Origin of the sequence: Actinoplanes subglobosus (genome assembly GCF_042650585.1) — a bacterium.
In the GTDB taxonomy this organism is placed as follows: domain Bacteria; phylum Actinomycetota; class Actinomycetes; order Mycobacteriales; family Micromonosporaceae; genus Actinoplanes; species Actinoplanes subglobosus.
Genome location: NZ_JBHSBL010000041.1, coordinates 13,394 through 38,524, shown reverse-complemented (window position 1 = coordinate 38,524; position 25,131 = coordinate 13,394). Strand labels below are relative to the sequence as shown.

Here is a 25,131-nt window from a genome sequence, read left to right as displayed (position 1 = left end):
GGAACGCAGCGCGCTGGCCAGGCAGAGCAGCGCGCCGAAGACGAGCCAGGAGGACAGGACGACGATCGGGTGGGTCGCGGCGGCGCCGTCGAAAAAGGCGGTCGAGCGCAGCAGCGATCCGCCCGCGCCCGGCGGCAGCAGCTGGCCGAGCTCACCGGACCAGCCGGGCAGCATCTGCGGGGCGGACGACACGCCCGACAACGGGTTGCCGACCAGCATCATGGTCGCCGCGCCCAGGCCGAGACCGGCCACACCGAGCAGGGACTCCAGGCCGAGCAGAGTGAGCGCGGTCGCGCCGATGCTCAGCGCGATCGCGCCGGCGTTGGCGAGGTAGTCACCGCCCAGCGAACCCAGCCAGTACTGCAGGATCGCGGCCATCGCCAGGCCACCGGCGACCGCGAAGGCCAGCGCGCCGGTCACCCGCTGCGCGGTGCCGCGCAGGCGGGCGGTGAGCAGGGCGGCGGCCATGATCCCGCCGATCACCAGCGGGAGCGCACCGGCGGCCAGGCCGGCGCCGCGCGGGTCGTCGGCGGGCAGGGGCACCAGATCGCGGGCCGCCACCGCCGGCGTCTCGCCCTGGGCCAGGCCCGCGGCGAGGGCGGTGAGGGTCTGCGACACCGGCGCGCTGGCGGCGGAAGCCGTGATGACCTGCGGCTTTCCGGTGGTGAGATCGATCGCGCCGTACGCCTCGCGGTCGCGGATCAGCTGCTCGGCCGCTGCCGTGTTGTCGACCGCGGTGATCTCGAAGGCGTCCGGGAGGCGCTGCTGGAGGGCGGCGGTGACCTGCTGGACGGCGGGAGCGGGCCCGGCCACCGCGATCGGGATGTCGTGGACCGTGGATCGCACGGCCGGCCAGGCGAAGGCGGTGAGCAGCACGCTGATGATGACCGTGAGCAGCCCGACCGTCGCGGCTACCTGTGGCCAGGACGACGGCTTGTCGCTGGTCATGTCGGCTCCTGTCTGTGGTGGCCGGCTCCTCGCCCGCCGTTTAACGAACGACTGTTCGTTTTTGAGAGTCCACGGGTCGGCGGCGTTTGTCAAGAACGATCGTTCGTTTTAGCTTGGGAAGCATGCCACGCGTCACCGAGTCACACCGCGCCGAGCGCCGCGCCGAGATCCTCGCGGCCGCCGCCCGGCTCTTCGCCGAGAACGGATTCCACGCCACCTCGATGGCCGGGATCATCGCCGGGTCGGGGCTGTCCGCCGGCGCCGTCTACAGCTATTTCCGCAGCAAGGAGGAGCTGATCGGGGCGGTCGCCGATCTCGCCATGTCGACGGCTGACGAGGTGTTCGGCGAGTTGCTGGCCGGCGACGCCGTCCCCTCACCGTCCGACGTGACGATCGCCATGGTGCAGGCCATCACCGAACGGTTCATCCACGATTCGGTCATCGGGGTCGACATGACGCGTCTGGCCGTACAGGTATGGGCTGAGGCTCTTCGCAATCCGGACGTGCTCGCCCGCGTCTCCTACGTCGTGGTCCGCCTCCGGGGGCACTGCGCCGAGGTCGCGCGGCGCTGGCAGGCGGCCGGGAACCTGCCCGCCGGCACCACCCCGGATCAGGTCGGCGCGGCCATGTTGAGCCTCGTTCAGGGGTATGTGCTGCAGCGGCTGCTCCTTCCGGACACCGATGCGCCCTACTATGTGGCCGGGATCCAAGCACTGCTCTCGGGGAAGAATTGATACCAGTCTGGTTGCTCGACGTCGACGGCGTGATCAATGCGTTCCGCGCCGGGTGGTGGCACACGCGGCCCTGCGTCGCGCAGGTCTGGTCCACCGCCGACGCCTACGACTACCGGATCCGGTACGAACGGCGCCTCGTCGACGCCATCCGGGCCGTCCACGAGGAAGGGCTGGCCGAGGTCACCTGGTGCACCACCTGGTGCAGTGACGCGGACGCCCTCGAGGACGCCCTCGATCTCCCCGCGCTGCCCCGGGCGTTCACCGCGCCGGTCAAGGGCACCGACGCCTGCGAGGCCAAGATCGCCGCCGCCCGGCGGGTCGTCGCCTCGGGACGGCTGCTCGTGTGGACCGACGACGTCGAGGTCGGGCACCACGCGGGGGAGTGCGCGGCGTGGGTGGAGGCCGGGAAGGCACTCGTCATCGCGCCGGACGAGAGCCGTGGGCTGCGGCCCGGACAGGTGCGGCGCATCCAGTCCTTCCTCGCGGGAAAACGGGTGCCGCCGCTGCGGTCGGCTGGTTAGCCTTCCGGGCATGTCCGTTGATGTCTCCGCACAGTTCGGCCGGCCGGTGACCCTCGCCGCGGTGCTCGAAGGGACCCGCCGTGTCCTGGGTGAGCTTCTCCACGGTGACCCGCCCGAGCTGGTCGTGCGCGACGGTGGGCCCGATCTGAGCGGGATCATGGTGGGCCAGCCGATTCCGGGTGAGGGGGCGGTATTCTACCGGGTCGCGGTGCCGGAGTTCGAGGACGGCGTGCACATCATGGTCTCCGACTTCGGTGAGGCAGACAGCGACGATCCGGAGGAACTGATCAACCACGGCCGGCATGCGGTGGTCAGCCCCAACCGGACCAGTGTGGGCGTCACGGTCGCGACCGGTGTGGCGCTGGCGGTGGCGCGGGTCTCCGACGGGTCATTCATCGATGAGCAGCTGCAGCGGTTCCCGTGGGAGATGCGGGATCCCGAGGTGGTGATCGGCCGGAGCCGGCTCGCCTCGGGGGAGGGGGCGTTCGACGTGCGGTGCGAGCGCTACCTGCGGCAGTTCCCCGGGTTCGAGACCTGGCCCCGGGACCGGTCGGGGCTCAGCTGGCGGCTGTCGTCGGGAAGCTGAATTTTTGTCGGACCCTCGCCGTACCCTTCGGGCATGGTCAATCGTTCACCGGAAAACGCCTCGCCCGAGGGGCCTGCGGGTCCTGTCGCCGTCTCTGACGGCGCTGTCTCCGGCTCGGCCGGACCGGCCTCCGGCTCCGCCGGGCTTGCGTCTGGTTCGGCCGGGCTTGCCTTTGGGGATCGGGTTGCTTTCGATGCCGCGGTCGAGTCGGCTCGGGGTGCGGCTCAGGCGTATTACGACACCGGCGACGCGGTGATGACCGACGCGGAATATGACGATCTCGCCGATCGGATCGCCGCGTCGATCGCCGAGCATCCGGAGTGGGACGACCGTGGTGTCACCACCGCAGTGGCCGCGGGGGCCTCTGCCGGCGGCGACGTGCGGCATCCGACCGCGATGCTCTCCCTCGACAAGATCAAGACGCCGGAGGAGGTGGACGCGTTCGTCGCCACCCTCGGCGGTGACGGTTGCCTGGTCGAGGTGAAACTCGACGGTCTCGCGATCCGCGCCGAGTATGTCGGCGGCAAGCTGGCGCTCGCCGCACTGCGCGGTGACGGTGCCACCGGTGAGGACGTGACGGCGCAGGCGCGCCGGGGCATCGCGGGGCTGCCCGCCGAGCTGCCCGCGCCGTGGACCGGTGAGGTGCGCGGCGAGGTCTACATGACCGTCGACGACTTCGAGGCCGCCAGCGCCAACCGGGTCGCCGCCGGGGGCAAGGCGTTCGTCAACTCGCGTGGCGCGGTCGCCGGTGCGATCCGCAGCATCGACCGGGCCTACGAGGCGCCGATGACGTTCGCCACCTACGAGATCACCGGCGACGGCGTCGACCCGGCCGGCACCCACCTCGGGCGGATGGACCGGGCCGAGGAGCTCGGCTTCCCGGCCGCGTGCCGCCTGATCACCGGAGCCGCGGGGGAGTGCTTCACCGCCGAGGAGGTCAACGCGGCCATCGAGCTGATCGGCGGCCAGCGGGCCACCCTGGTCTTCCCGATCGACGGTGCCGTCATCAAGGCCAACGCCGAGTCCACCCGGCGGCGTCTGGGGCTCGCCAGCCGCACGCCGTATTGGGCGGTCGCCTTCAAATATCCGCCCGACACCGCCTCCACCTACCTGCGTGACATCGAGGTGCGGGTCGGCCGGACCGGGCGGATCAGCCTCCGCGCGATCATCGACCCGGTCGTCGTCGGCGGCACCACCGTCACCAAGGCCACCCTGCACAACCCGCAGTGGGTCTCCGAGCAGGGCCTGGCCCTGGGGCAGAAGGTCGCGGTGTGGCGGGCCGGCGACGTCATCCCCCGGGTGACCTCACCGATCGGTGACCAGCCACACGGCCTCACCCCGTGGGTGGCGCCCGAGGTGTGCCCGCAGTGCGGTGAGGCGTGGGACAAGTCGAGCCTGCTCTGGCGCTGCCACACCGCCTCGTGCGCGGCGGCCAACGCGTTGGCGTACTGGTGCAGCCGCGAGGCCCTCGACGTGGACGGGGCCGGCGACTCGTTCTGTGACGCGGTCATCGAGGCCGGGCTGGCCCGGACCGTCGCCGACCTCTATGCGCTGACCGTCGACGACATCGCCGAGCTGCCGGTCGGCCGGACGGTCGCCGGTGGCACGGTGATGCTGGGCCGTTCCAACGCGGAGCGGATCGTCGCTGGGCTGGAGGCGAGCAAGCGGCAGCCGTTCAACCGGGTCGTCACCGGCCTCGGTATCCGGATGACCGGCCGTAGCGTCGGCCGCTGGCTGGCCGCCCGGTTCAAGTCGATGACGGCGTTGCGGGCGGCGTCGGTCGAGGAGATCGCCGAGATCGACAAGATGGGCCTGATCAAAGCCCAGCACGTCGTCGACGGACTGGTCGCGATGGGGGATGTCATCGACCGTCTCGCCGGGTTCGGGCTGACGATGGAGGTTGTCGACGACGGCGGGGCCAAACCGCTGGCCGGGCAGACCTATGTGGTCTCCGGGTCGGTTCCCGGTTACACCCGCACGACGGTGAGTGAGCGGATCGAGGCGCTCGGGGGCTCGGCCAGCAGTAGTGTGTCGGCCAAGACCACGGCTCTGGTCACGTCGGAGACCACGACCAGTAAGGCCAAGAAAGCTGCTCAGCTCGGCATTCCGGTGATCGAGCCGGAGGAGTTCGCGCGGATGCTCGCCTGATCCCTGTCGTGGTCGTGGTCATGGGGAGCGGACGTCTGCCGGAGTCCTGCCGTGGTGGGATTCGTGGGGTGCGCATGTGTGTCTGAGCCCTGTTGCGGCTGGGTGTGTGTGCTTTACCGGATCGTCCGCCGTGAGTTCCGTGAGAGTGAAGGCTCATCAGAATGAACCCACGGCCTGAACGCGGCTGAGGCTCCGGAAACCGTCGGGTTCTCGATGACGGATCTCATTCCCCCTTGTGGAAGTCGGCCATGCCCGCGCCCGGGCGAGGTGATCTCGTACGCTGCCGAACGTGGGTGACTTCCTCAAGACGACGCTGGCCCGGGTGCCGGACGGATTCGACCTGCCGGAGCCGCTGCGCCTGCTCTTCGCCTGGGTCGACGAGCAGGGTTTCGTGGTGAAAGGCCACGACGGGGATCTGTACGGCTCGTTGAGTGACAACGGCTGGGTTGGCACCTCGATCGAGTTGCGTGGCTACACCGCCGAGCAGACCCTCTCGTACGCACGGTCCTGGTTCGACGAGTCGATCCCAGATCCGGCCGCACGGTTGTGGCCGTTCGCGCAGACGGGCGGCGAGGGTTCGATGGCCGCGCTGTGGCGCGACGGTGAGGGACGGGTCAGGATCGTTCATCTCGGTTCGGGCAGCGGTTCGACGATGACGTGTGTGCTCGCCGACGATGCGGTCGACTTTCTGCGGCTGCTGGCGATCGGTTACCGGGAGATCTGCTGGAACGAGGAGTTCGGCGCGCCGCCCGAGCCGTGGGACGCCGACCACGAGATCGTCAATGCGCCCTACCGGGACTGGCTGTACCGCACCTTCGGTGTCACCGCCCCGTCGACCGGGCTGGAAATCGTGTCGGAGCCCGCCGAAATGGGCGACGAGGACACCGCGGACCCGTTCTGCCGATGGGTCGACAACAAGGAAGCCTGAGCCGGTCACTGGCGCAGGACACCTGGCGATCTCCGGTTACGAGATCCTGCCAGTGCCAGGACAGGGCGTACACCGACACCTCGGGTCGCCGGTCTGTAACGACTGCCGTATCAGCAGTCAGCTTGCTCGTCGTCGAGCATTTATTGAGCGATCTCGGCGTATTTGTCGGTTCTTGACACGGACAAGTGGAACATCAGCGACAGGTGCAGCGGGTCCGCGCCGGCGGTCAGTGCTTCCTGCAGGATGCGTTCCTGACGGATACGGTCGATCGTGACGCCGAGACGGCGCATCTGCCGCTGCAGGTGCATCTGGCTGACCGGGGTCTTGGCGATGGCGGTTCTTTCGGAGATCAGTACGTGCCGGTTCGGGCTATGCGGCCACGTGGTCTTGCGGTGCTTCAGCCAGGCCCGTAGCGCGTGCAGGGCGATGTCGCTGAGGCGTTCGGTGTACCCGGCCAGGGTGCCACGGTGGTAAGGCAGATCGAGATCGTCGAGGGTGAGCTGCCGGATCGACCCGGCGCGGGCGGCGTGGGCAGCGGCCAGGGCGAGGATCAGCCGTTGTGCCGGGTTCGTGGCGGCTATCTCGATGGTGCTGATGTCGTTGTCCGTCAATGGAATCAGAGCGAGCTCGACACCGCCGGCTTTGAAGCGGGTGGTCGGGTTGGTGAAGACGACGCCGTGTGCCTCTTGGCGAATCGGAACAGCGACCGCAGTGCGGCTACCGTGTTGTTGTGCCGGTGGCCGCGGCGTGGCTTGAGCACGGCCGTGACGTCCGCCGTAGTGACCTCCCGAAGATGGCCGCGGGTGGCGGCCCACCGTTCGATGGCCGGTTTGACGACCGAGAAGTAGACGTAGAGGCTTGCCGGCGAACGTGGCCGGGCACGGCGTTCCCTGTCGAGCAGCCAGGCATGGACCGCGCCGGCGAAGCCGGCGGGAAGCTGCTCGCCGAGCCTCGTTGCGGCCGGGGCCCGGTCTCGGGTGCTGGCCGAGCCTAGTTGTGGCAGGGGCCTGGTCTCGGGTGCTGGCCGAGCCTTGTTCCGGCCGAGGCCTGGTCGTGGATGTTGGCCGAGCCTTGTTCCGGCCGAGGCCCTGGTCGTGGGGTGCTGGCCGGCCCTGTTGTGGTCGCGCATGGTGACCGTCGCTCCTGGGTAGACAGATGGCATCGCACTGTCGCCGGGGAGGGAGCCCGAGATGTCGTACAGCACCAGCCGCCAGAACGTTACCGCCGCCCGCATCTGCACGATCATCGCCTTCGTGTTCGCGGGGTTGGCCGTGCTCTTCTGGCCGCTCATGTTCGGCCTGGTCGCGGTGATTCTCGGCCTTGTCGGAGGGTTCATCGGCGATCGTCCGCTCGGCTTCTATGCGGCGGCTGCGGGAGCTGCTGGGGCCGTGCTCGGTATCGTGCTTGCCGCCGCGATCCTCGGCTGAGCCGTCGGCCTGTCCGGATCGCCTTGTCGACGTTGCGGATCGCCTTACCGTCGTTCTCGGCTTCCCGCAGTTCATCGCGCACTCGCGGCGGGCTTGGGCGGCGGCGGTGCTGGAAGACCGCAGTTGCGGCGGGCGGCGCTCCTTGGAGCGTCGCCTTCTGGGTGGTCCGCCGTCGTGGGGCGCCGCTGTCCTGGGTGCCCCAGCGTCTTGTAGGCGTCGTCTGGGGGTGCCGCCTCGGCGACGCGATCAAGCGGCGGGTCAGCTTCTTTGGCGTTGCGGTTCCGCGTGCGCTGCTTCCCTGGAACGCCGTACCCAGCGGCGACGTCCTCTGGGGAATCGGCCTATCCCTTGAGCGTCGCGCCTCGCACTGGCTTCTCGCGGTCGATCACGTCCCATAGGGGCGGCGGCGTTCGGGGTCGTGGGTTATGGCCGGATCTTGTTGGGCCGCTTCGCACGTCCGGCCGGTTCTGGCCTGGCCGGTTCTGGCCTGGCCGGTTCTTGCCTGGGCGCTGTGACTGGCTGGTTCGTGCCCGGTCGGCTTTCGCGCGGTCGGCTTTCGCGCGGTCGGCTTTCGCGCGGTCGGCTGTAACCCCGCTGCGGCCTCCGGTCCTTGTCGAGTGGAACGGCAATCACGCCCGGCCGTCGTGGTCCAAGGCGACTGCATCCGATCGAGGATGCGGAGCTGGCCGGCCGGCTCGTGCAGGTCTGGTGACTCGCCAGGAGCCCGCGATCTTGTTGACCGTCGTCCGGGGCGCTGCGATTTAATATACGGTTAGCGTATTGATTCCGGCTTTACCTGGAGAATCCCTCGGCAGCTGGGCTGTCTACAGTGGTGGCGATGAGCGTTGATCGGCGACCGTTGGTGAGTGCGGCGCCTGAGGCGGTCCGGGACGTGGTGGCCGGGCTGCTGGGGGAACCCGTCGTGGGGGAGCGGGCCGCGGAAGCCGGGTTCACACCGTCGATCGCCTCCGTGGTTGTCGGCCGGTCCGGTGCTCGGCTGTTCGTCAAAGCGGCGCCGGTCGGGGACGGGCTCGGGGAAGCGGTGGAGGCCGGTGCGGTGCTGGCCGACGCGGTCGGTGATCTTGGCCCGACGCTGGTCGGCGCTGTGCCTTGTGGGGAATGGCGGGTCGCCGCCTACGAAGTCGTCGACGGTGTGACCGTTGACTTCTGGACGGCGGGCGATGTCGACGAGTTGCTCCGGGTCGTCGCCCGGATGCGGGAGCGGCTCGAGCCGTGTCCGGTTGCGGGCGTCCGGCCGTACGCCCTCGACTTTGTGCCCCTGCTCGGGGATTGGGCGACGCTCGGGAAACGCCGACCACCGCCGATCTCCGCGCCGGTGGCGCGGCTCGCCGAGCTGGAGGCTCGGTGGATGGCAGTGCTCGCGCCCGGTGTGGCACTGCATCACGGTGACCTGCGGCGGGACAACGTGATCCGCGAACCCGGCGGGCGACTGCGAATCGTCGACTGGACGCATCTGTGGACGGCTCCGGGCTGGTCGGACCTGATTCGGCTGCTGCCCGACCTGGCGTTGTGCGGACACGATCCGGAGGCTGTGCTGAGGCGATCGTGCTGGCGGGACGTGCCCGCCGAGGATGTGAACGTGGCGCTGTCCGGGCTTGCCGGGCGTGCGTGGCGCGACTGTGCGTTGCCCGGCGATCCACGGCTGCGGACGATGCAGCGTGAGCAGGCCGCATGTCTGTTGTCGTGGCTGGATGCCCGGCTCAGGCGGGGATGAGGCCGGCGGCCACCTCCTTCAGGACGTCGGCGGGAACCCGGGCGTTCGCCTCGATCGTGATCACGGTGCGGTCGGTGCCGGCGATGACCACGCCGTAGCCGGCGGACTCAGCCGCAGAGGCCCTGGTCAGGCGGGCTCTGCCGGTCGGGACGTCGAACGTCTCGACCGAGATCGTGCCGGCCAGGTAGCGGTTGAGCAGGCCGTTGAAGGTGGTCGCCGCAACCGGCTGCGACGATGGCGTAGATGGTCGCAACACCGTGATCCACAGGTAGGAGCCGCCGTTGGCCTGTTCGAATCGGCGCATGGACACCATCACGTCCAGGTCCTGCGGGCCCGCCGAAGGCACGGCATCAGTGCCGTCCTGCCGGACGATCAGCGTGCTGCTGCTCCTTCGCTCGTCGAGTCGGACGCCGGCGGGAACGTAGCCGATGAGGAGACGATCCACGTCAGGAGTCGCCGGGGACGCGACCGTGACCGGGCCGGGTGCCGGCCTCGTCTGCGTGACGGCCACGACGCCGATGATCGCGAGGACGGCGAGTCCCGCGGCGGCCACCCGCATCGTCCGGCGACGGCGGACGCCGCGCTGGACCCGGTGCACGAACTCCTCCGTCACCGGTAGATCGAAATCGGTCGTCTTCAGAATCTCCGGCATGTGAATCAGCCTTCCGCCGTCATGCGTCCACGAAGTGTCGCCAAACCCCGCGACAGGTAGGAGCGGACCGAACCGGCACTGCACCCGAGTGCGGCGGCGATCTGGTCGTCGGGATGATCGGCCAGGTAGCGCAGAGCGATAGCGGCCCGCTGTTGCGGTGGCAGGCCGGCCAGCAACTGGCGGACCACCGCAGCGTCGTCGATCGACGCCAGTGCCGCGTCCTCGCCCGGGCGGTCCGGCACCTCGGCGACCGGAATCGGACGTTGCCGGCGACGGTCGTTCAGGTACAGGTTGACCATGGTGCGCTGCGCATAGCCGACCGGATTGCCGTCGCGGCGCACCCGTGACCATGCCAGGCCGACCCGGATCAGGGTCTCCTGTGCCAGGTCCTCGGCGGCGGCCCGATCCAGGGTCAGGGCGTTCCCCAGACGCAGCAGGGCAGGGGCGCTCTGCCGCAGGAACGCTTCGAACCCGTTGCCTCTCATACCTATGACTACACGATGGGGTCGTCGATCTGTTGCGTCCTCCGCAAGACTTCAGCGGAGATGTGCCAGGACGAGATCGAAGGCCAGCTCGACCGCCTTCCGGGACTCCTCCGTGTGGTCCAGCATGTCGAAGCCGTGCCGGCCGTTCGGCACGTCGATCACCTCCAGCCGTGCATCGCCGGCGGCCGCGAGGAACTCCGCGACCGCCGCGGCCACCTCCGGCCGTTCGAGACCGGCGCGGGTCAGAACGATCGGTGGCGTGCTCGGTTTGCCGGCCGCCTCGGTGATCACTTCCAGAGGCCGGAACGCCGGATCGACGGACCAGCCCGGAAGCGGGGTGAGTAGCGGGTAGGTGGCGGCGACGCAGCGCAGCCAGGCCGGTGGTGTGCGCAGCCAATCGGCGAGCATCAGACCCCCGCCGGAGAAGAACCAGACGGCGACCCGGTCCGCGTCGACCTGGGGCAACTCGCGGGCGAGCCGAACCGCCTCCATGACATCGGCGGCAGCCTGCGGGTAGGCGGTGGGATGGTGTAGCCGGTGATCGAGCGTCACCCCGACGACGTCGCGGGTCACCGCGAGGGAGCCGTAGCCCCGATACACCGGCCAGTCGCGCGGTGTTGGGCGCAACTCCGCCGGGACCGGGCCGCCGTGCACGAACACGATGGCCGGCCGTGGCTCCGCGGTGTCCGGCAGATACACGTCGACGGATCCCCGGCGCTCCGGGGTCACGGTGTCCACCGGCAGGACGAACGGCTGAAGATGGTCCGGAAGCGGCATCCACGCAGAGTACCGCTGCCGGATCCGTCCGGTGGGTGACGTTCACAGCCCTCCTCCCGAGGGCGTCGATCGCCTAGCGTCATTGCTGTGAGCAGCGAGAACAAAGCCACTGGCCGGGTCGTCGTGCTGGTGCTGCCCGACGTCAACCTGCTCGATCTCGGTGGTCCGGTGCAGGCGTTCGACGCGGCGGCGCAGCTCGGCGCCGGATACCGGTTGGAGTTCGTAGCCGCCGAAGCCGGCGAGGTGCGGTCGGCGCAGGGGTTGAGTCTGGCCGGGCTCGGGCCGCTGCCGGTCGTCGGTCCCGGCGATCTGGTGCTGGTCCCCGGCCCGCGACTGCCTGCGTCCGGTCCGGATCTCCCGGAGGCAGCGGTGACCTGGATCCGGGACGCTGTCCCGTCGGGAGCGCGAGTGGCATCGGTGTGCACCGGTGCGGCGCTTCTCGCCGAGGCCGGGCTCCTCGACGGCCGGCGGTGCACTACGCACTGGTCTCTTGTCGACCTGATGCGCTCGCGATATCCCCGGGCTCGTGTACGGGACGCCGTGCTCTTCGTCCACGACGGACCGATCAGCACCAGTGCGGGCATCGCCGCCGGGATCGACCTGGCCCTGTCGTTGATCGAACACGACCACGGTCCAGCCCTGACGGCGGCCGTGGCCCGGGATCTCGTCGTCTACCTGCGGCGCGACGGCTCGCAGCGTCAGGTCAGCCCCTACCTCGAACATCGTGGGCACCTTCACGCTGGTGTGCACCGAGTCCAGGATCATCTCGCCCAGCACCTGGATCTCCCACACACGCTCGACGACTTGGCCCGCCTGGCGAACCTGTCCCCCCGTGGCCTCAGTCGCGCTTTCACCGCGGCGACCGGGTGCACGCCACTCGAGTACCACCAGCGCCTGCGCCTTGACCTCGCCGCGAACCTGCTCGCCGAGACGACGTTGACGGTGGAGGCGGTCGCCACCCGTTGCGGATTCCGCGACGCGCGCCACTTCCGACGGCTGTATGGCGCCCGATACGGCATGCCCCCGTCGGCGGCTCGTCCCGCCTGAGCGAACTCCGGCTCTCCCACGGGTTCCGACACAGCTCGGAGCCCTCCTGGCCATGTCTGCGTTCCCCCTCCCACCGTGGAAAGGACTGTCATGCTTCGCGTCCTGCTTGGAATGGTCACGGCGGTGATCGCCCTCTGTGGTGCGGTGATCGGCGGCGTCGCGGTCACCATGAGCAACAGCTACCCGACCGGCGGCTCGGCGATGGGAGACTGGCCGGCACCTCGCAGCGCGCCCGACGGAGCGACCGTCGTCGCGGTACTCCTCGGCACCGGTGGAACGGTGATCAGCGACGCCCTGCTGCCGTATGAGGCGTTCGCCCGCACGCCTGGGTTCTTCGTCTACACCGTGGCCGCGGAACGCCGGCCGATCCCACTCTCCGGCGGGCTGCAAGTCGTGCCGGACCACACATTCGCCGGTGCGCCCGCACCGGACGTGGTGGTTGTGCCCGCCGTCGTCCACCAGGATCCGGAGCTGCGGGAATGGCTTGCCGGACAGGCGGCACGCGGAGCCTATCTCCTCGGTGTCTGTGCGGGTTCGGAAGTACTCGCCGACAGCGGCTTGCTGGCCGGGCGTCGTGCGACCTCCTTCTGGCAACGTCTCGGTGGGCTCCGCGACCGTCATCCGGAGACCACGTGGGTGGCGGGCGAGCGGTTCGTGGAGGACGGGCGGATCGTGACGACCGCCGGTGTCACGTCCGGCATGGCCGGATCGCTGCGCCTCATCGAACTGCTCGCCGGACCAGCCGAGGCCAATCGTGTCGCGCGTGAGGTGTCCTACCGTGACTGGGCGCCGGGAGCGTCCACCCGGATTCCGGAGCGGAGCCTGACGATCGGGGACCTTCCGTACGGGCTGAACGCCGCCTTCCCGTGGCTGCAACCGACCATCGGCATCGGCCTGACCGGCGGCGTCGGTGAGATCGACGTCGCGGCAGCCTTCGAGACATACGCCGGTACGTCCTTTGCCGCCGCCGTAGAACCCGTTTCGGCTCAGCCCACCGTGACGTCCCGGCATGGTTTGCTGATGATTGCAGGCCTGCCAGAGGTGGACCACCTGATCGTTCCCGGGGTCGACCAACTCGGCCCGGATCTTGCCGTCTGGGCCGCTGAACGTGGTCTCGACGTCACCCTGCCGCACGCGAGGCGGCCGGACGGCGAGTTCTCGTTCGATCCCCTGCTGCGTGACCTCGCCGAACGTACCGACCGGGCAACCGCTCTCACCACCGCGAAATTCACCGAGTACCCGGTTGATCATCTGCGCCTCACCGGTGGATCCTGGCCGTGGCGCGCCACGGCGCTCGGTTTGCTGACGCTTTTCGTCGCCGTCGGCGCGGGAATGGTCCCGTCGGTGGTAGCTCGACATCGCCACCGCCTGACGGCGAGCCGTGGTCTGCCGGAACAACCTTGGGATCTGCCCGACTCCGCGGAGTCTCGGCCGACGGCGTCGGACAGCGCCCGCCAGAGATAATCACTGTCGATGTCCGTGACGACATCGCTAGTCTCCCTCCGATGGAGATCCGGAAGCTGACGAGTTTCGACGGGACCGAAGCTGAGGCCTGGTACCAGGCCCGGCACGCGGGGGCGACAGCGGACCGGCACGCCGCACTGGTCACCGCCAGGGACACCGAGTTGCGGTCGCTCGCCGCCAACGACACCAACCCGAACCGGCATCGCGAGGCGTGGGGCGCCTGGGAGGGCGACACGTGTGTGGGCGGAATGCTCGTCGAGTGGGCGCGACAGGAGAACATGCATCGGGCCTCGATAGATATAGCCGTGCCGGCTCCGAACCGTCGCCGGGGTGTCGGGGCCGCACTGTGGGACACCGGATCGCAGGTGGCAGCCGCTACTGGGCGAACCACCGTCAGCGGCGAAGTGCACGTCCCGCGGGGTGCGAGCCTCGAGACGTGGCCGGGCGGACGGTTCGCGCTGGCCCGCGGATTCGTCTCCGGACTCGCCGAGGATCGGCTGGTGCTCGACCTGCCTGTGCCCGAACAGATCCTGGAGATCCACGACCAGCCGGTGTCCGGCTATCGGGTGCACTCGTGGCACGGCCCGATGCCCGCCGAGTGGCTCCCGGCACTCGCCGCGCTCACCAGCGAGATGGAGGCCGACGTACCGACCGGCGAACTCGATGTGGAAGCGGCCAACTGGGACGCTGAACGGGTCGGCACCAACCAGCAGCGGCTCAGCAGTATCGGATATGCCTTGGTCACCGCCGTGGTCACCACCGACGACGGCGAGCCGGCCGGTTACACACAGATGATCGTGGAAAGCGACGGCGTCCATGTGCACCAGGACGACACCTACATACGTCGTGCCCATCGCGGTCATCGGCTCGGTGGGCTGGCGAAGGCACACAATCTGCGCGAGCTCGTGACCCGGCACCCGCGGACCCGGCACGTGCACACCTGGACCGCCGAGACCAACGACGCCATGCAGGCGATCAACGAGCGTTTCGGCTTCCGCCCGGTCGAGACCAGTCACACCATGGAGTCGTCCCTGAGTTGACCGTCGGCGAGGTACTTTCTGGCGGTGATCAAGTCGTTCGCCCAGAGGCACCGTCTGACCCTGCCGGACGAGGCAACGGCCCGCATGGTGGCCGACCTGCTCGCCGAACGTGGTCATGGGCTGGTTGCTGTCCGGATCGCCGGTCAACTCGACGGCCGGCAGCCTCCGCCGACCCCGGGACTCGTCGAACAGTGGCAGGTGTTCTCGCTGGTCATCGACCCGGCGATGAGCCTCACGGACGACAACGGTCTGGTCCGGAACGAGGAACGGGCGATTGCGCGACTGGCCCGGGAACATCGCGGAGTGAGCAGCAGCGTCAGCGGTGCCGCGGATATCGAGATCCAGGGTTTCAGCAGGGCAGGACTCGTCCACGAACTGGACCCGGGCGTGGCCGGGCTGCGGCGTATCGCGGTCAACGCGAGCGCCTCGGCGCGGCTTCTGCCACTGCCGGAACCGCCCGCGCTGAAGCACCTCGTGACGACCCGTGGTGCTGCCGAAGTCGCGGTCATCGCAGACGTGACCCAGCGGCTGGCCACCGAATCCGGCGACGACACGGTGTGGATCGAGGCATCGGCCGACGCCGAGGTGGACGACATCCTCGGCGACCTGCTGAACGAGGCGCTCCACCAGGATCACTGCATGCCCTGGACCGCCGCGCGGGTTCCCCTGTTTGCCGCGCTCGCGGCCGACCTGCGGGTCACCGACTTTCATCGCGCCTGGTTGCTCGCCGACCTCTTCGATATCGCCACGGTGGGGCGCCGGCACCTGGCATCGGCAACGGGCGAGACGCAAGCACGGGGACTTCCGTCCGCTGAGACTCCGGACACGCTCGCGGCTCGCGCTGCTGTCGCGGCCGTCCTGCCGACGCTGGCGGCCTGCAACAGTGACTCGGAGTTGACGCGCTACATGCGTGCGGCGCTCGGTGCCGCGTGCCCCGAAGCCGCTGTGGTCACGACTGCCGAGATCGAGGAGCTCCACGCACGGTACGCCGGATCCGCACGAGCACCGGTTGTAGAGGTGATCGGGGCGCTGGTCCGGTCGGACGAGGCCGGCACTCAGAGTGCACTGGACCGCCTGGAATGGATGGAACATTGGGTGGACAACCCCTTCGCGTCTGCCGAGTATCGAGGGCTGGCCCTGTTGTCGTCAGTCCTTGCGGACGAGCTGAGCCGGTCCGTCCCGGCCTGAGTCGGCGCTCTCGCTGCGGGCTCTACCGTGATCAGCGTCGCTGTCGCGTGAGGGCGGAGATCGTCTCGCCCTCCTCTGGCGGAGGACCGGGGTGCGTGGTCGGCCCCAACGGGCGAGCAACTCGAAAGCATCCATGATCATCTAGGGTCTCCGGTCGTGACATCGTCGACCGCCGGGTCGTCGATCGTGCCCTCGTCCACTGCCAGCGCATCGCCCTCGCGCGAATGGAGAGCGGCCGCCCGGTCATCCGCGACGATCGCCCTGATCGCGGGCAGGGCCGAGGCGGCAGGCTCGAAGTAGCCGTCGTGCCCGTCCACGTCGTCGCAGGGCAGGGGGAGTGCACCGAAGGCCGGGTCGGAAGGCAGCCGGCCATGCCCCAGGCCCAGGAGGCGCACACCGGGGACGCGGCGGATCCAGTCACCGGGAGCGGCGCACGCCCACACCCTCGCCGGGGTGTCCAACTCGGAGCTTCTGGACACCCCCATGCCGGGGCCGCCGACCGAGATCAGGTCGGTGACCTGGACACTGAGCTCGGGTGCGGCGACACCGGCGACGGTGGAGCCGTAGCTGTGCCCGACGATGACGATCGAGCGGTCTGGATGATCCAGAACGAGACCATCCACGAACCTGTCGAGGGCTGCCGCACCCGAGGCGGCCCGGTCCTCACGCACGGCGTCGACGTCGATGCCCTCCGGCGTGTCGTAGCCGAGCCAGGCGATGACCGCGAATGATGCGCCCGGGTCGGTGGTGCGGACCATGTCATACAGTTGCCGGGCCTGCCAAGCGGGTGCCCGGCGCCGCACACCACCATGGCCGCTGTCGAACTCGGGCAACTCGTTGTCTGCACCCGGAATGAGGATCACGACACGGGCCGCGGACTCCAGATCGCCCAGAACCTCGGCGATGCGGCCGTCGCCTCGGTCGTCATAGACGAGGAACCGCCGCCCTGCGAGCTCGGGAGGACGGCGTGCCCGGTTGGCGGTGTAGCGCAGCCCAACCGGGGCGCCGTCGAGATTGCCGACGATCTCCGGGTAGCGGGTGGCCAGGCCGGTCGACTCGGCGGGTGTGAGGTGGGCGAAGAAGGACGCGATCTGCCCCGGAGTGGCCGTCTGCGGGTCGGGCGGCGCGGTCGGCTCGGCGAGCCAGGCGGGAAGTGAGACGGCGGGTGCCGGCGGCTCCACCCGCGCCGGGCCGAGAAGAGAGCCGCCGATCAGGCCCAGCCCGGCGAGAGACGCTGCGACCAGGGTTTTCCGAGATATCGAGGCGATGCGAGGCATGGCAATGAGCCTTGCCGGGAAACGGGCCGAGCACAGTCGGGCAGGCACGCGGTTGATAGTTCGGTTACCCGAACCATCGATTCGGGTGCTGGCACCATCGCATTCCGTGGACCGACCGAGAGATGCTTCTCCGCGATGAAGCTATTGACCACGATCTTCGACCGTCGCTCGCGTAAAGGACTGGCCTACCTCCTGCTGGTCCTGCCGATCGACCTCATGAGTTTTGTCCTCCTCGTCCTGGGCACCTTGCTCGGCACCGTGCTCCTGTTGACCCCGCTCGGCACCTGGCTGCTCGCGGCCGTGCTGCGCGGTGCGGCCGGCCTCGGCGGGAGCCGGAGGTCTCTGGCCGCCCGATTCCTCGGCGACCGAGTCCCGGCACCGGCTCGTCCCGGGGTGGCAGCCGGTGGGCTGTTCGGGTGGCGACGGGCGATCCTCAGCGATCCGGTCAGCTGGCGGGTGCTGACATACGCACTGGTGAAGCCGCCGGTGGCGGTGTTGTCACTGGCACTGGCCGGCGGCTTCTACATGTACGGGTTGATCAGCCTGATCTACCTGCCTTTCTACGAGGGCACGCTGGGGCCTGAAGCGGTCGGCATCCTGGTGACCAGCGTGATCCTTCTACTCCTCGGCCCCTGGATGCTCCGGTCGGTGCTCGCTGTCGAGCGGTTGCTGATCCGCGGGCTGCTCGGTCCGAGCCAGGCCAATCAGAGGATCAGCGATCTCCAGGACTCCCGGGACCGCGCGGTCAAGGACGCCGACATCACCCTGCGACGGATAGAGCGGGACCTGCATGACGGTGCTCAGGCCCGATTGATCGGAGTCGGTATGCATCTGGCGATCGTTCGGGAGCTGCTCGGCGCTCAAGCCCCCGCCGAGCAGGTCGTGGCCGCGGTCGATGCCGCCCAGACCACCCTTACCACCGCGGTCGGCGAGTTGCGCGACCTCGTTCGCGGCATCCATCCGCCGGTGCTCGACGCAGGGCTGGAGGCGGCCCTGGCCACCGTCGCCGCCGGAAGCACCGTGCCGGTGACGGTCGAGATCGACCTGCCGCGACGACCACCGCCAGCGCTGGAGAGCATCGCCTACTTCACCGTCTGTGAACTGCTGACGAACGCCGGGAGACACAGTGGAGCTGCCGAGGCTACGATCCGGGTCGATCTGTTGGAGGACGTCCTTCGCCTGCGAGTTCAGGATGACGGGCACGGCGGTGCGCATCAGCGAGCCGGTGGCGGTCTTGCCGGGCTCGCCGAACGGGTCGGGGTGGTTGACGGTCGCCTGGCGATCGACAGTCCAGCCGGCGGTCCAACCACCGTCACCGTGGAGATCCCATGTCCGGCTGGAGAGCCGCTCCCACCGGAGCGATCGCCACTGAGGAGAAGGTCGGTTCTGTCTTCGCGATCGACTCCGGGGTAGCGGGCCGTCATGCGGAAGCCGGTATCGGTGGGCGATCGGCGTTGCCTACGAGTTTGAGAGATGGCGCTGACCGGCTTCGCGAGAGGCCGGCTTCGGGGGAAGCTTTAGGAGAGAACATGCGCGTCGTCATCGCTGAAGACTCCGCGATTCTGCGGGAGGGCTTGGCCCAGCTGCTGACCATGCGCGGGCACGAGGTGCTGGCTGCTGTCGTCGACGTTCCCGCGTTGTTCGAGGCGGTGGGCGTCCAGGCGCCGGACGTGGCGATCGTGGACATCCGGTTGCCGCCCGGCCACACCGATGAGGGGCTGCGTGCGGCGATCCGGCTTCGACGGGAGTTCCCCGGGATCGGGGTCTTGATCTTCTCGCAGTATGTGGAGACCGCCTTCGTGGCCGAGTTGCTGGCCGGTGGGTCGGAGGGTGTCGGCTACCTCCTGAAGGAGCGGGTCGTTCAGCTGGACGACTTCATCGATGCACTGCACCGCGTCGCGGGCGGCGGCACGGCGCTCGACCCGCAGGTGGTCACCCAGATGTTCGGCCGGAGCCGGCATCGTGAGTTGCTCGCCGAGTTCACGCCGAGAGAACGCGAGGTGGTTGCCCTCATGGCGCAGGGGCGGTCCAACACCGCTATCGCTACGACGATCGGGGTCAGCGAGAGGGCGGTGGAGAAACACGTGACGAACATCTTCGGCAAGTTCGACCTGCCGCCGTCCGATACCGATCATCGGCGCGTTCTCGCGGTCATCCGCTACCTGGAGAACTGAAGCGATGTCGATGGCCGCAGTCACGCCCGGCCCGAGTCCGGTGGATCGCGAGACCCGCCCGTCACCGCGCCGGGGTGCGAGGCCGGCCCGGCGTCGGTGGGCGCCGACAGCCCGGACGCCGCATCCTGACGGGCTTGGTGAGGCACCGCGTAAACCTGGCGGGCGTGGTGTGGCACCGCGTAAACCTGGCGGGCGTGGTGTGGCACCGCGTAAACCTGGCGGGCGTGGTGTGGCACCGCGTAAACCTGGCGGGCGTGGTGTGGCACCGCATAAACCTGGTGGGCGTGGTGCGGCAGTGAGGAAAGGCCCTCGTCGTGGTGTCGGGACGGGACCGGGTTGGGTCGTACCGGAAAGGAAACGCGGCGGTCCGCAATCGGACCGCCGCGTTCAATCAGGCAGAGAATCAGCTCTTGAGGCCGTGTTCGATGGCCTCGATGATGCGGGGACGCAGGTCGGACGTGCTGACGATGGCGTCGACCGAGCCGACCTCGACCGCGCGCTGGATGCTGTGAACGCGGTCGAACTCGGCCGCCACCTCGCCGAGTTTCTCGGCGCGGACCGAGCCCTGGATCTCGGCGAGGCGTGCGTTGAGGGCCGCCCGGTCGGTCGCCGAAGCGGCTGCTGCCTGGGCCTGGAGTTCGGTGACCCGGGGGTCGTTGGCGGTGCGGTTGTTGACCTCGCCGGAGAAGACGACCGCGGCGGCGGGGGCGCCGCCGAGGACGGAGGCGAACGAGCCTTCCAGGGCGAGGACTGTCATGTTCGGGTTCAGGGCCTTGGAGAAGACGACGAACGCACCACCGTGGTATCGGGAGATGACGGTGAACACGATCGGGCCCTCGAAGTTGACGATGGCCCGGCCGATCTCGGCGCCGTACTCGAGCTGGAGGTTGCGCATCGACTCGGGGGAGCCGTCGAAACCGGACAGGTTCGCGAGGACGACGAGCGGGCGGTTACCGGAGGCGGCGTTGATCGCGCGTGCCGTCTTCTTCGACGAGCGGGGGAACAGGGTGCCGGCTGTGTAGGTGTCCGGTCCGTCGGTGGGCGGGAAACCGCGCCGCGGCACCGAACGGGATTCGATGCCGACGAGGCAGACCGGGCGGCCGCCGATGTGGGCGTCCTGGACGACCGACGTGTCGGCGTCGGCCATACCGGCCCAGCGCTCCAGGACCGGGTGATCCTGATCGGACACTGCTCGCATGACGGTGCGGATGTCGAAGGCCTTCTTGCGGTCCGGGTTGTGGGACGCGGAGAAGATCTGGCCGACCGTGGCGAAGTCGCTGCCGTCGATCGTGTGCGGGTAATCGGAGACGTCCCGGTCGGCGGGGTCGGTGGTGAGCGCCGGTCGTGGACCGGTCTCGCCCGGTGCGACATACGTGTGGTCGTAATGTGCCATGAGCACGTCGCGAGCGGCCGGAAGCGACGGCGCCCAGTACTGTGCCTGGCCGTTGGGCCCCATCACCCGGTCGTAGCCGCCGATGCCGAAGTTGTCCTCGGCCGACACACCACCGGAGAAGTCGAGCGACTGCTTGCCGGTGAGGACCATCGCCGAGTCCGGGGTCATGACCAGGATGCCCTTGGTGTGCATGAGCATGGTGGCCTCGGCGTTCCAGTAGGGCTGGGCGCCCACGTTGATGCCTGCCACGACGATGTTGATCTCGCCGCCGTCCTGGGTGAACGTGACGATCCGCTTGAGGGCGGCGGCCACCCAGTCCATGTTCTCGGTACCGGACGTCATCGAGATCCGGGCTCCGGCGGACAGGGCGAACCACTCCAGGGGCACCTGCAGGGACGCGGCCAGGTCGAGAGCGGCGATGACTCGCGCACACTCCGGCTCGGACAGCGCGCCCAGCGACTTGGTCGGGTCGCCGAGCAGGACCACACGGGTGATGCCCTCGGGGTACCGGTCGGTCGGCGTGGTGACGACGCCGGCGACGATCGCGGCCGAGTTCTTCCCCTTCGGCCGGTCGACGGGCTCCAGCACGCCACTGGGCGCCAGGTCGTACTCGGTGAAGCTGCCCAGCAGACCGGTCAGCTCGTAGGGGTAGACCGTGCCCCGGCGTGCTGCCCGCAGCACCTTCTGCCGGTAGTCGTCGAGCGGCTGCACCGGGTCGGTGGACGGCTCACCCACGTGCAGGTGTGCGCCGTTGCCCGGCTCCAGCGTGATGGTCACCGCGATCTCGGTCAGCTCCCCGTTGGAGCGGCGCTGCCGGGCGATGAACTGGACCTCTTCCAGTCCGGCCCCGGAAGCGGTCGGCAGGATGCGCTGGACCAGGGCGTTCAGCTCGTCGATGGACAGTTCGGTGACCGGCCAGACGTACATCATGATCCGGTTGGTGTCGAACCGCTTGTTCTGCGGACGCTGCGCCTGGATGTTGCGGATCGCGTCGAGGGTGAGGGTGATGCCCTCCTCCAGAGCGGGCAACGCGACGAGCCGGCCGTCGGTCTCGCGAAGTGCGGTCAGGTCGCGGACCTGGTACATCGCGATGAGCCGTTCGTCGGACGGGTTGCTCTTGGCGACCGCCCTGAAGAGGTACATCTCCTCGTCGGTGGACGGCAGGCGGGTCAGATCGAACTCGCGGAGCCGTTCGAGTTGGAGACGCAGCGCGATCTGCGGGTGCAGGCCCCGGATCAGCCGGTCCTCGGTGAAGTGCCCGTCCTTGTCGGCACGGAAGGTGAAGTGGTGGTGCATGACGGCGCCGCTCGTGCCGGCGATGGTCGCGGTGATCCGCCGCGTACCCGGAAGCCGCAGCCCGTCGAAGATTGCGCCGAGCTGGGCGGCCATCTCGTCGGCGCCCGGCTGGCCGTCCCAGGAGACGTAGACGTCAGCGACATCCGACTCCACCGCCCCGAGCGTCCCCGGCAGGTCCGTGATGTCGACGGCGGCGGCGGACACGCGAGTCACCCGCGAGGAACCCGTGTGTGTCGTCGTCATGAAACCGGCGGACGTGGTGGAGAAGGCGGACAGGTCGCGGTTTTCGTAGTAGCGGCGCGTCAGGACTTCGAGCAACGGCATGTGGTCCCGACCGGGGCGGCCGATCCGCTGGCCCACGAGCCGGACCAGCGGCTCCGAGCAGGCGACCATGCGCTGGATCCGCTCGTCGCGGTCCGGCGAGTCCGGGTGGTGGTCGAGGTGACGCAGGTCGGCGCGGACGGAGGCGTAGACCTCGGCCCGGGTGCGGCGGAGCAGCGGCTGGGCGTACCACCGGAAGACGATGCCACGCGCCAGGTCGGACACCGAGGGGAATCGGACCTGGGTGGCCTCGATCAGGTGCTCCAGGGCGATGCCGGCCCGTTCGGCGAGCGGCTCCTGCGGCGGCGAGCCCGCGATCCACTGCCGGAGCAGCGCGGATACGACGCCGATGTTCGCGGACGATTTCTGGAGGGCCAGGAAGATCCGGAAGACCGCGTCCTCCAGCTCCGGGGACCGGTCCAGGCTGGTCACGCCGTAGTGCGCGAGCACCCGGGTCAGCCGGTCCTGGAACGCGGTGGTGACCCCGGCCCGTTCGACGTCGAGGCTCTGGAGGTAGGTGTGGAAGTTCTCCCGTGGGCTGTGGACCGCGTTGCCCGGTTCGATCTTCCAGTCGTCACCGGGCTTGTTGCGGCTCAGTTCGAGCAGGTCGGCGCTGATGGTGAGGAGGTCGATCTCCTCGGCGGCCGGCCGCCGGCCGTGGTCGGCGAGGAATTTCGTGCTGGGCTCGACGTCGTATCCGAGCAGCAGGGCACGCAGATCGTCCAGCCCGTGGTCCGCCGACGAGCCCGCGGGCAGGTCGATCTCCACCGGCGCGGCGGTGGAACCGGCGGCATCGTCGGCGGCCGAGTCACCGAGCGGTTCGAGCCGCATCAGCGGCGCCCCGGTCTCGACCTGACTGCCAACCGCGACCGGGCACTCACGGACCCGGGCCTTGAAGGGCGCCCGGAGGACGTTCTCCATCTTCATGCTCTCCAGCACGAGGATCGGAGCGCCCGCCTCCACCTCGTCACCGACGGCGAGCGGCGTGGCCACCACCAGGGCGGGAGCGGGGGAGCGGACCACGCCGCCCTCGTCCCGGCTGACCCGGTGGGTGACGCCGTCGACCTCGATCGTGTGGATCGGCCCGTGTGTGGCGGTGACCAGGCGGAATCGGTGACCGTTCACATACATCTGACCGCTGTGCTCGTCGAACCGTTCGCTGATCACGTCGGCGTGCCCGAAAGAGGCACCGGAGAAGATGCCGACCCGGAAGCGCTTGAGCCCGAGCCGGGACACCTGCACCCGGTAACCGACGCCCCGCAGCTTCAGGTCCAGGGGACGGCCGGTCTCGTGCTGCACCTGCGGGCGGCCGCCGTGGGCGGTGGTGAGCAGCCGCTGCCGGCTGATCTCCTCCTCGTCCAGGTAGGCCTCGATGCCGGCGGCGGCCAGCGCGATCGCCGAATGCCGGTGGCTGACCAGACGCCCCTCGGCGCGGACCCGGTCGATCCAGCCGGTGTCGGCGCTGCCGTCGATCACCTCGGGCTGGTCCAGCAGGTCGAGGACGAAGCTCTTGTTGGTGGAGCCGCCCTCGATGATCACGGTGGTCTCGGCCATGGCACGGCGGAGACGGCCGAGGGCCTCGTCACGGTCCCGGCCATACGCGATGATCTTGGCGATCATCGAGTCGAACGCGGCCGGAATGCTGTCGCCCTCGCTGACACCGGTGTCCACCCGGATGCCGGGGCCGGCCGGCAGCGCCAGGCGGGAGATGCGGCCCGGCGACGGCGCGAAGTCACGGTCCGGGTCCTCGGCATTGAGCCGCGCCTCGACAGCGTGCCCCTGCTCGGCGGGCGGCGGACCGTCCAGCGTGCCGCCGGAGGCGACGTGCAGTTGCAGCTTGACCAGGTCGGTGCCGGTGGTGATCTCGGTGATCGGGTGCTCGACCTGAAGGCGCGTGTTGACCTCGAGGAAGGCGAACAGCCCGTCACCCGGGTGGTAAAGGAACTCGACGGTACCGGCACCCCGGTAGCCGACCGCGAGCGCGAGGCGGACCGCCGACGCCTTCAGCTCGGCCGCCTGCTCGGGAGCCATCACGACCGACGACGACTCTTCGATGATCTTCTGGTTGCGGCGCTGGACCGAACAGTCCCGGACACCGAGCGCCCACGCGCCGCCCTGCCCGTCCGCGATCATCTGGACCTCGACGTGCCGCGCCCCGGTCACCAGGCGCTCCAGGAACACGACGCCGGAGCCGAACGCCCGCAGCGCCTCCTGGCTGGTCCGCTCGTACGCGTCGGTCAGATCCGCCGCGGAATCGACACGCCGGATGCCGCGCCCGCCACCGCCGGCAGTCGCCTTCAACATCAACGGATAGCCGATCTCGTCACCGGCCCGCAGCGCGTCCTCGAGGGTCGCGACCTCACCGCGGCTCCACGGCGCCACCGGGACACCGACCTCCTCGGCGATCAGCTTCGACCCGATCTTGTCACCGAGCTTGCGCATCGCGTCCGCGCTCGGGCCGACGAACGTCACCCCGACCCGGTCGCACAACTCCGCGAACACCGGGTCCTCGGCAACGAAACCCCAGCCCACCCAGGCCGCGTCGGCCCCGGTGTCCTTGAGCGCCTGCTCCAGCAGCGCGTGGTTGAGGTAGGGCCGTGCGGCCGCCGGACCCAGCGGATACGTCAGATCCGCCTCACGCACGAATGTCGACGTCCGGTCCTCGTCGGTGTAGAGGGCGACCGTCTCGATCCGGGTCCCGGTCTCCGCGGACAGATCCCGCACGGCGTGGATGAGCCGCATCGCGGCCTCTCCACGGTTGATGATCGCGACACGCCTGAACACTTGCCGAGCCTCCCTGACCCCATTGGCAATCTCCACCCCCACCCTCCCGGCTACTGTCCGGTCGAGCCATGGGCCGGATCATGCATGTCGCGCAGCGTTAGTTGTAGGAATCCCACAAACCCCGTTGTGTCCGATGACAAATCCAACCCATGGAGGGGTACGGGCCATCGCGACAACAATCGCATCAAACGCGAACCGGACCTACC

The 25,131-nt window shown here is 69.3% G+C and carries 20 protein-coding genes; 13 read left to right on the top strand and 7 right to left on the bottom strand.

From position 1 onward, the window contains the following. On the bottom strand, positions 1–948 hold a 948-nt coding region (locus ACFO0C_RS47265), incomplete at its 3' end, for a hypothetical protein (protein WP_378073453.1). 122 nt (positions 949–1,070) lie between these two features. On the opposite strand from ACFO0C_RS47265, the gene ACFO0C_RS47260 reads away from it, so the two are divergent. The 5 genes from ACFO0C_RS47260 (at position 1,071) to ACFO0C_RS47240 (ending at position 5,865) form a co-directional block, all read left to right on the top strand. After that, entirely contained in the window at positions 1,071–1,682 is a 612-nt protein-coding gene (locus tag ACFO0C_RS47260) for a TetR/AcrR family transcriptional regulator (protein ID WP_378073452.1), read from the top strand. Positions 1,683–1,693: 11 nt separating this feature from the next. Next, a complete protein-coding gene (locus ACFO0C_RS47255) occupies positions 1,694–2,203 on the top strand; it encodes a hypothetical protein (RefSeq protein WP_378073451.1) in 510 nt (169 codons plus the stop codon). 10 nt (positions 2,204–2,213) lie between these two features. Next, positions 2,214–2,789, top strand: a complete 576-nt coding sequence (locus tag ACFO0C_RS47250; protein ID WP_378073450.1) for a hypothetical protein — start codon at positions 2,214–2,216, stop codon at positions 2,787–2,789. A 255-nt stretch (positions 2,790–3,044) separates the two neighbouring features. Continuing rightward, a complete protein-coding gene (gene ligA / locus ACFO0C_RS47245; protein WP_378073449.1) occupies positions 3,045–4,937 on the top strand; it encodes an NAD-dependent DNA ligase LigA in 1,893 nt (630 codons plus the stop codon). A gap of 289 nt (positions 4,938–5,226) precedes the next feature. Further along, positions 5,227–5,865, top strand: a complete 639-nt coding sequence (locus tag ACFO0C_RS47240; protein ID WP_378073448.1) for a hypothetical protein — start codon at positions 5,227–5,229, stop codon at positions 5,863–5,865. A gap of 140 nt (positions 5,866–6,005) precedes the next feature. Here the strand turns inward: ACFO0C_RS47240 and ACFO0C_RS47235 are convergent, their stop codons facing one another. Beyond that, the gene (locus ACFO0C_RS47235; protein WP_378073447.1) at positions 6,006–6,476 is read right to left on the bottom strand and encodes a hypothetical protein; all 471 of its coding nucleotides are present in this window, start codon (positions 6,474–6,476) and stop codon (positions 6,006–6,008) included. 579 nt (positions 6,477–7,055) lie between these two features. On the opposite strand from ACFO0C_RS47235, the gene ACFO0C_RS47230 reads away from it, so the two are divergent. Both ACFO0C_RS47230 and ACFO0C_RS47225 read left to right on the top strand, forming a co-directional pair. Beyond that, positions 7,056–7,292 carry a hypothetical protein gene (locus ACFO0C_RS47230; RefSeq protein WP_378073446.1) on the top strand — a complete coding sequence of 79 codons (237 nt, stop codon included), beginning with the start codon at positions 7,056–7,058 and terminating at the stop codon, positions 7,290–7,292. An 838-nt stretch (positions 7,293–8,130) separates the two neighbouring features. After that, positions 8,131–9,027 (top strand): phosphotransferase, encoded by an 897-nt coding sequence (locus tag ACFO0C_RS47225; protein ID WP_378073445.1) that lies wholly within the window; start codon positions 8,131–8,133, stop codon positions 9,025–9,027. Here ACFO0C_RS47225 and ACFO0C_RS47220 read toward each other — a convergent pair. The 3 genes from ACFO0C_RS47220 to ACFO0C_RS47210 are packed head-to-tail and all read right to left on the bottom strand — an operon-like array spanning position 9,014 to position 10,941. Further along, positions 9,014–9,679 carry a hypothetical protein gene (locus ACFO0C_RS47220; RefSeq protein WP_378073444.1) on the bottom strand — a complete coding sequence of 222 codons (666 nt, stop codon included), beginning with the start codon at positions 9,677–9,679 and terminating at the stop codon, positions 9,014–9,016. The two genes, ACFO0C_RS47225 and ACFO0C_RS47220, sit on opposite strands and share 14 nt — an antisense overlap. Positions 9,680–9,684: 5 nt before the next feature. Continuing rightward, positions 9,685–10,164 (bottom strand): SigE family RNA polymerase sigma factor, encoded by a 480-nt coding sequence (locus tag ACFO0C_RS47215; RefSeq protein ID WP_378073443.1) that lies wholly within the window; start codon positions 10,162–10,164, stop codon positions 9,685–9,687. Positions 10,165–10,215: 51 nt separating this feature from the next. Beyond that, entirely contained in the window at positions 10,216–10,941 is a 726-nt protein-coding gene (locus ACFO0C_RS47210) for an alpha/beta hydrolase (protein ID WP_378073442.1), read from the bottom strand. An 87-nt stretch (positions 10,942–11,028) separates the two neighbouring features. Between ACFO0C_RS47210 and ACFO0C_RS47205 the strand changes: the two genes are divergently transcribed. The 4 genes from ACFO0C_RS47205 to ACFO0C_RS47190 all read left to right on the top strand — a co-directional run bounded on the left by ACFO0C_RS47205 (position 11,029) and on the right by ACFO0C_RS47190 (position 15,680). Further along, positions 11,029–11,988, top strand: a complete 960-nt coding sequence (locus tag ACFO0C_RS47205; protein ID WP_378073441.1) for a GlxA family transcriptional regulator — start codon at positions 11,029–11,031, stop codon at positions 11,986–11,988. A 90-nt stretch (positions 11,989–12,078) separates the two neighbouring features. Further along, positions 12,079–13,452 carry a DJ-1/PfpI family protein gene (locus ACFO0C_RS47200; protein WP_378073440.1) on the top strand — a complete coding sequence of 458 codons (1,374 nt, stop codon included), beginning with the start codon at positions 12,079–12,081 and terminating at the stop codon, positions 13,450–13,452. 41 nt (positions 13,453–13,493) lie between these two features. Then, positions 13,494–14,492 carry a GNAT family N-acetyltransferase gene (locus ACFO0C_RS47195; RefSeq protein WP_378073439.1) on the top strand — a complete coding sequence of 333 codons (999 nt, stop codon included), beginning with the start codon at positions 13,494–13,496 and terminating at the stop codon, positions 14,490–14,492. Between the two features lie 24 nt (positions 14,493–14,516). Next, positions 14,517–15,680, top strand: coding sequence for a hypothetical protein (locus tag ACFO0C_RS47190; RefSeq protein ID WP_378073438.1), 1,164 nt, complete (start codon positions 14,517–14,519; stop codon positions 15,678–15,680). 137 nt (positions 15,681–15,817) lie between these two features. On the opposite strand, the gene ACFO0C_RS47185 is transcribed toward ACFO0C_RS47190, so the two are convergent. Further along, on the bottom strand, positions 15,818–16,957 hold the full coding sequence (locus ACFO0C_RS47185; RefSeq protein WP_378073437.1) for an alpha/beta hydrolase: 1,140 nt from the start codon (positions 16,955–16,957) through the stop codon (positions 15,818–15,820). A 135-nt stretch (positions 16,958–17,092) separates the two neighbouring features. Here ACFO0C_RS47185 and ACFO0C_RS47180 point away from each other — a divergent pair, with 135 nt between their 5' ends. Beyond that, the gene (locus ACFO0C_RS47180) at positions 17,093–18,370 is read left to right on the top strand and encodes a sensor histidine kinase (RefSeq protein WP_378073436.1); all 1,278 of its coding nucleotides are present in this window, start codon (positions 17,093–17,095) and stop codon (positions 18,368–18,370) included. A gap of 116 nt (positions 18,371–18,486) precedes the next feature. Next, positions 18,487–19,131, top strand: a complete 645-nt coding sequence (locus ACFO0C_RS47175) for a response regulator transcription factor (protein ID WP_378073435.1) — start codon at positions 18,487–18,489, stop codon at positions 19,129–19,131. 403 nt (positions 19,132–19,534) lie between these two features. Here ACFO0C_RS47175 and ACFO0C_RS47170 read toward each other — a convergent pair whose 3' ends face one another. Continuing rightward, entirely contained in the window at positions 19,535–24,925 is a 5,391-nt protein-coding gene (locus ACFO0C_RS47170; protein WP_378073434.1) for an ATP-binding protein, read from the bottom strand. Positions 24,926–25,131 lie beyond the last annotated feature (206 nt).

Bases quoted from the DNA above. Each gene is read 5' to 3' on its own strand.
- ACFO0C_RS47180 (WP_378073436.1), top strand. From the start codon at position 17,093: ATGAAGCTATTGACCACGATCTTCGACCGTCGCTCGCGTAAAGGACTG.
- ACFO0C_RS47200 (WP_378073440.1), top strand. From the start codon at position 12,079: ATGCTTCGCGTCCTGCTTGGAATGGTCACGGCGGTGATCGCCCTCTGT.
- ACFO0C_RS47220 (WP_378073444.1), bottom strand. From the start codon at position 9,679: ATGCCGGAGATTCTGAAGACGACCGATTTCGATCTACCGGTGACGGAG.
- ACFO0C_RS47185 (WP_378073437.1), bottom strand. From the start codon at position 16,957: ATGCCTCGCATCGCCTCGATATCTCGGAAAACCCTGGTCGCAGCGTCT.
- ACFO0C_RS47230 (WP_378073446.1), top strand. From the start codon at position 7,056: ATGTCGTACAGCACCAGCCGCCAGAACGTTACCGCCGCCCGCATCTGC.
- ACFO0C_RS47210 (WP_378073442.1), bottom strand. From the start codon at position 10,941: ATGCCGCTTCCGGACCATCTTCAGCCGTTCGTCCTGCCGGTGGACACC.
- ACFO0C_RS47250 (WP_378073450.1), top strand. From the start codon at position 2,214: ATGTCCGTTGATGTCTCCGCACAGTTCGGCCGGCCGGTGACCCTCGCC.
- ligA (WP_378073449.1), top strand. From the start codon at position 3,045: ATGACCGACGCGGAATATGACGATCTCGCCGATCGGATCGCCGCGTCG.
- ACFO0C_RS47195 (WP_378073439.1), top strand. From the start codon at position 13,494: ATGGAGATCCGGAAGCTGACGAGTTTCGACGGGACCGAAGCTGAGGCC.
- ACFO0C_RS47260 (WP_378073452.1), top strand. From the start codon at position 1,071: ATGCCACGCGTCACCGAGTCACACCGCGCCGAGCGCCGCGCCGAGATC.
- ACFO0C_RS47175 (WP_378073435.1), top strand. From the start codon at position 18,487: ATGCGCGTCGTCATCGCTGAAGACTCCGCGATTCTGCGGGAGGGCTTG.
- ACFO0C_RS47215 (WP_378073443.1), bottom strand. From the start codon at position 10,164: ATGAGAGGCAACGGGTTCGAAGCGTTCCTGCGGCAGAGCGCCCCTGCC.
- ACFO0C_RS47225 (WP_378073445.1), top strand. From the start codon at position 8,131: ATGAGCGTTGATCGGCGACCGTTGGTGAGTGCGGCGCCTGAGGCGGTC.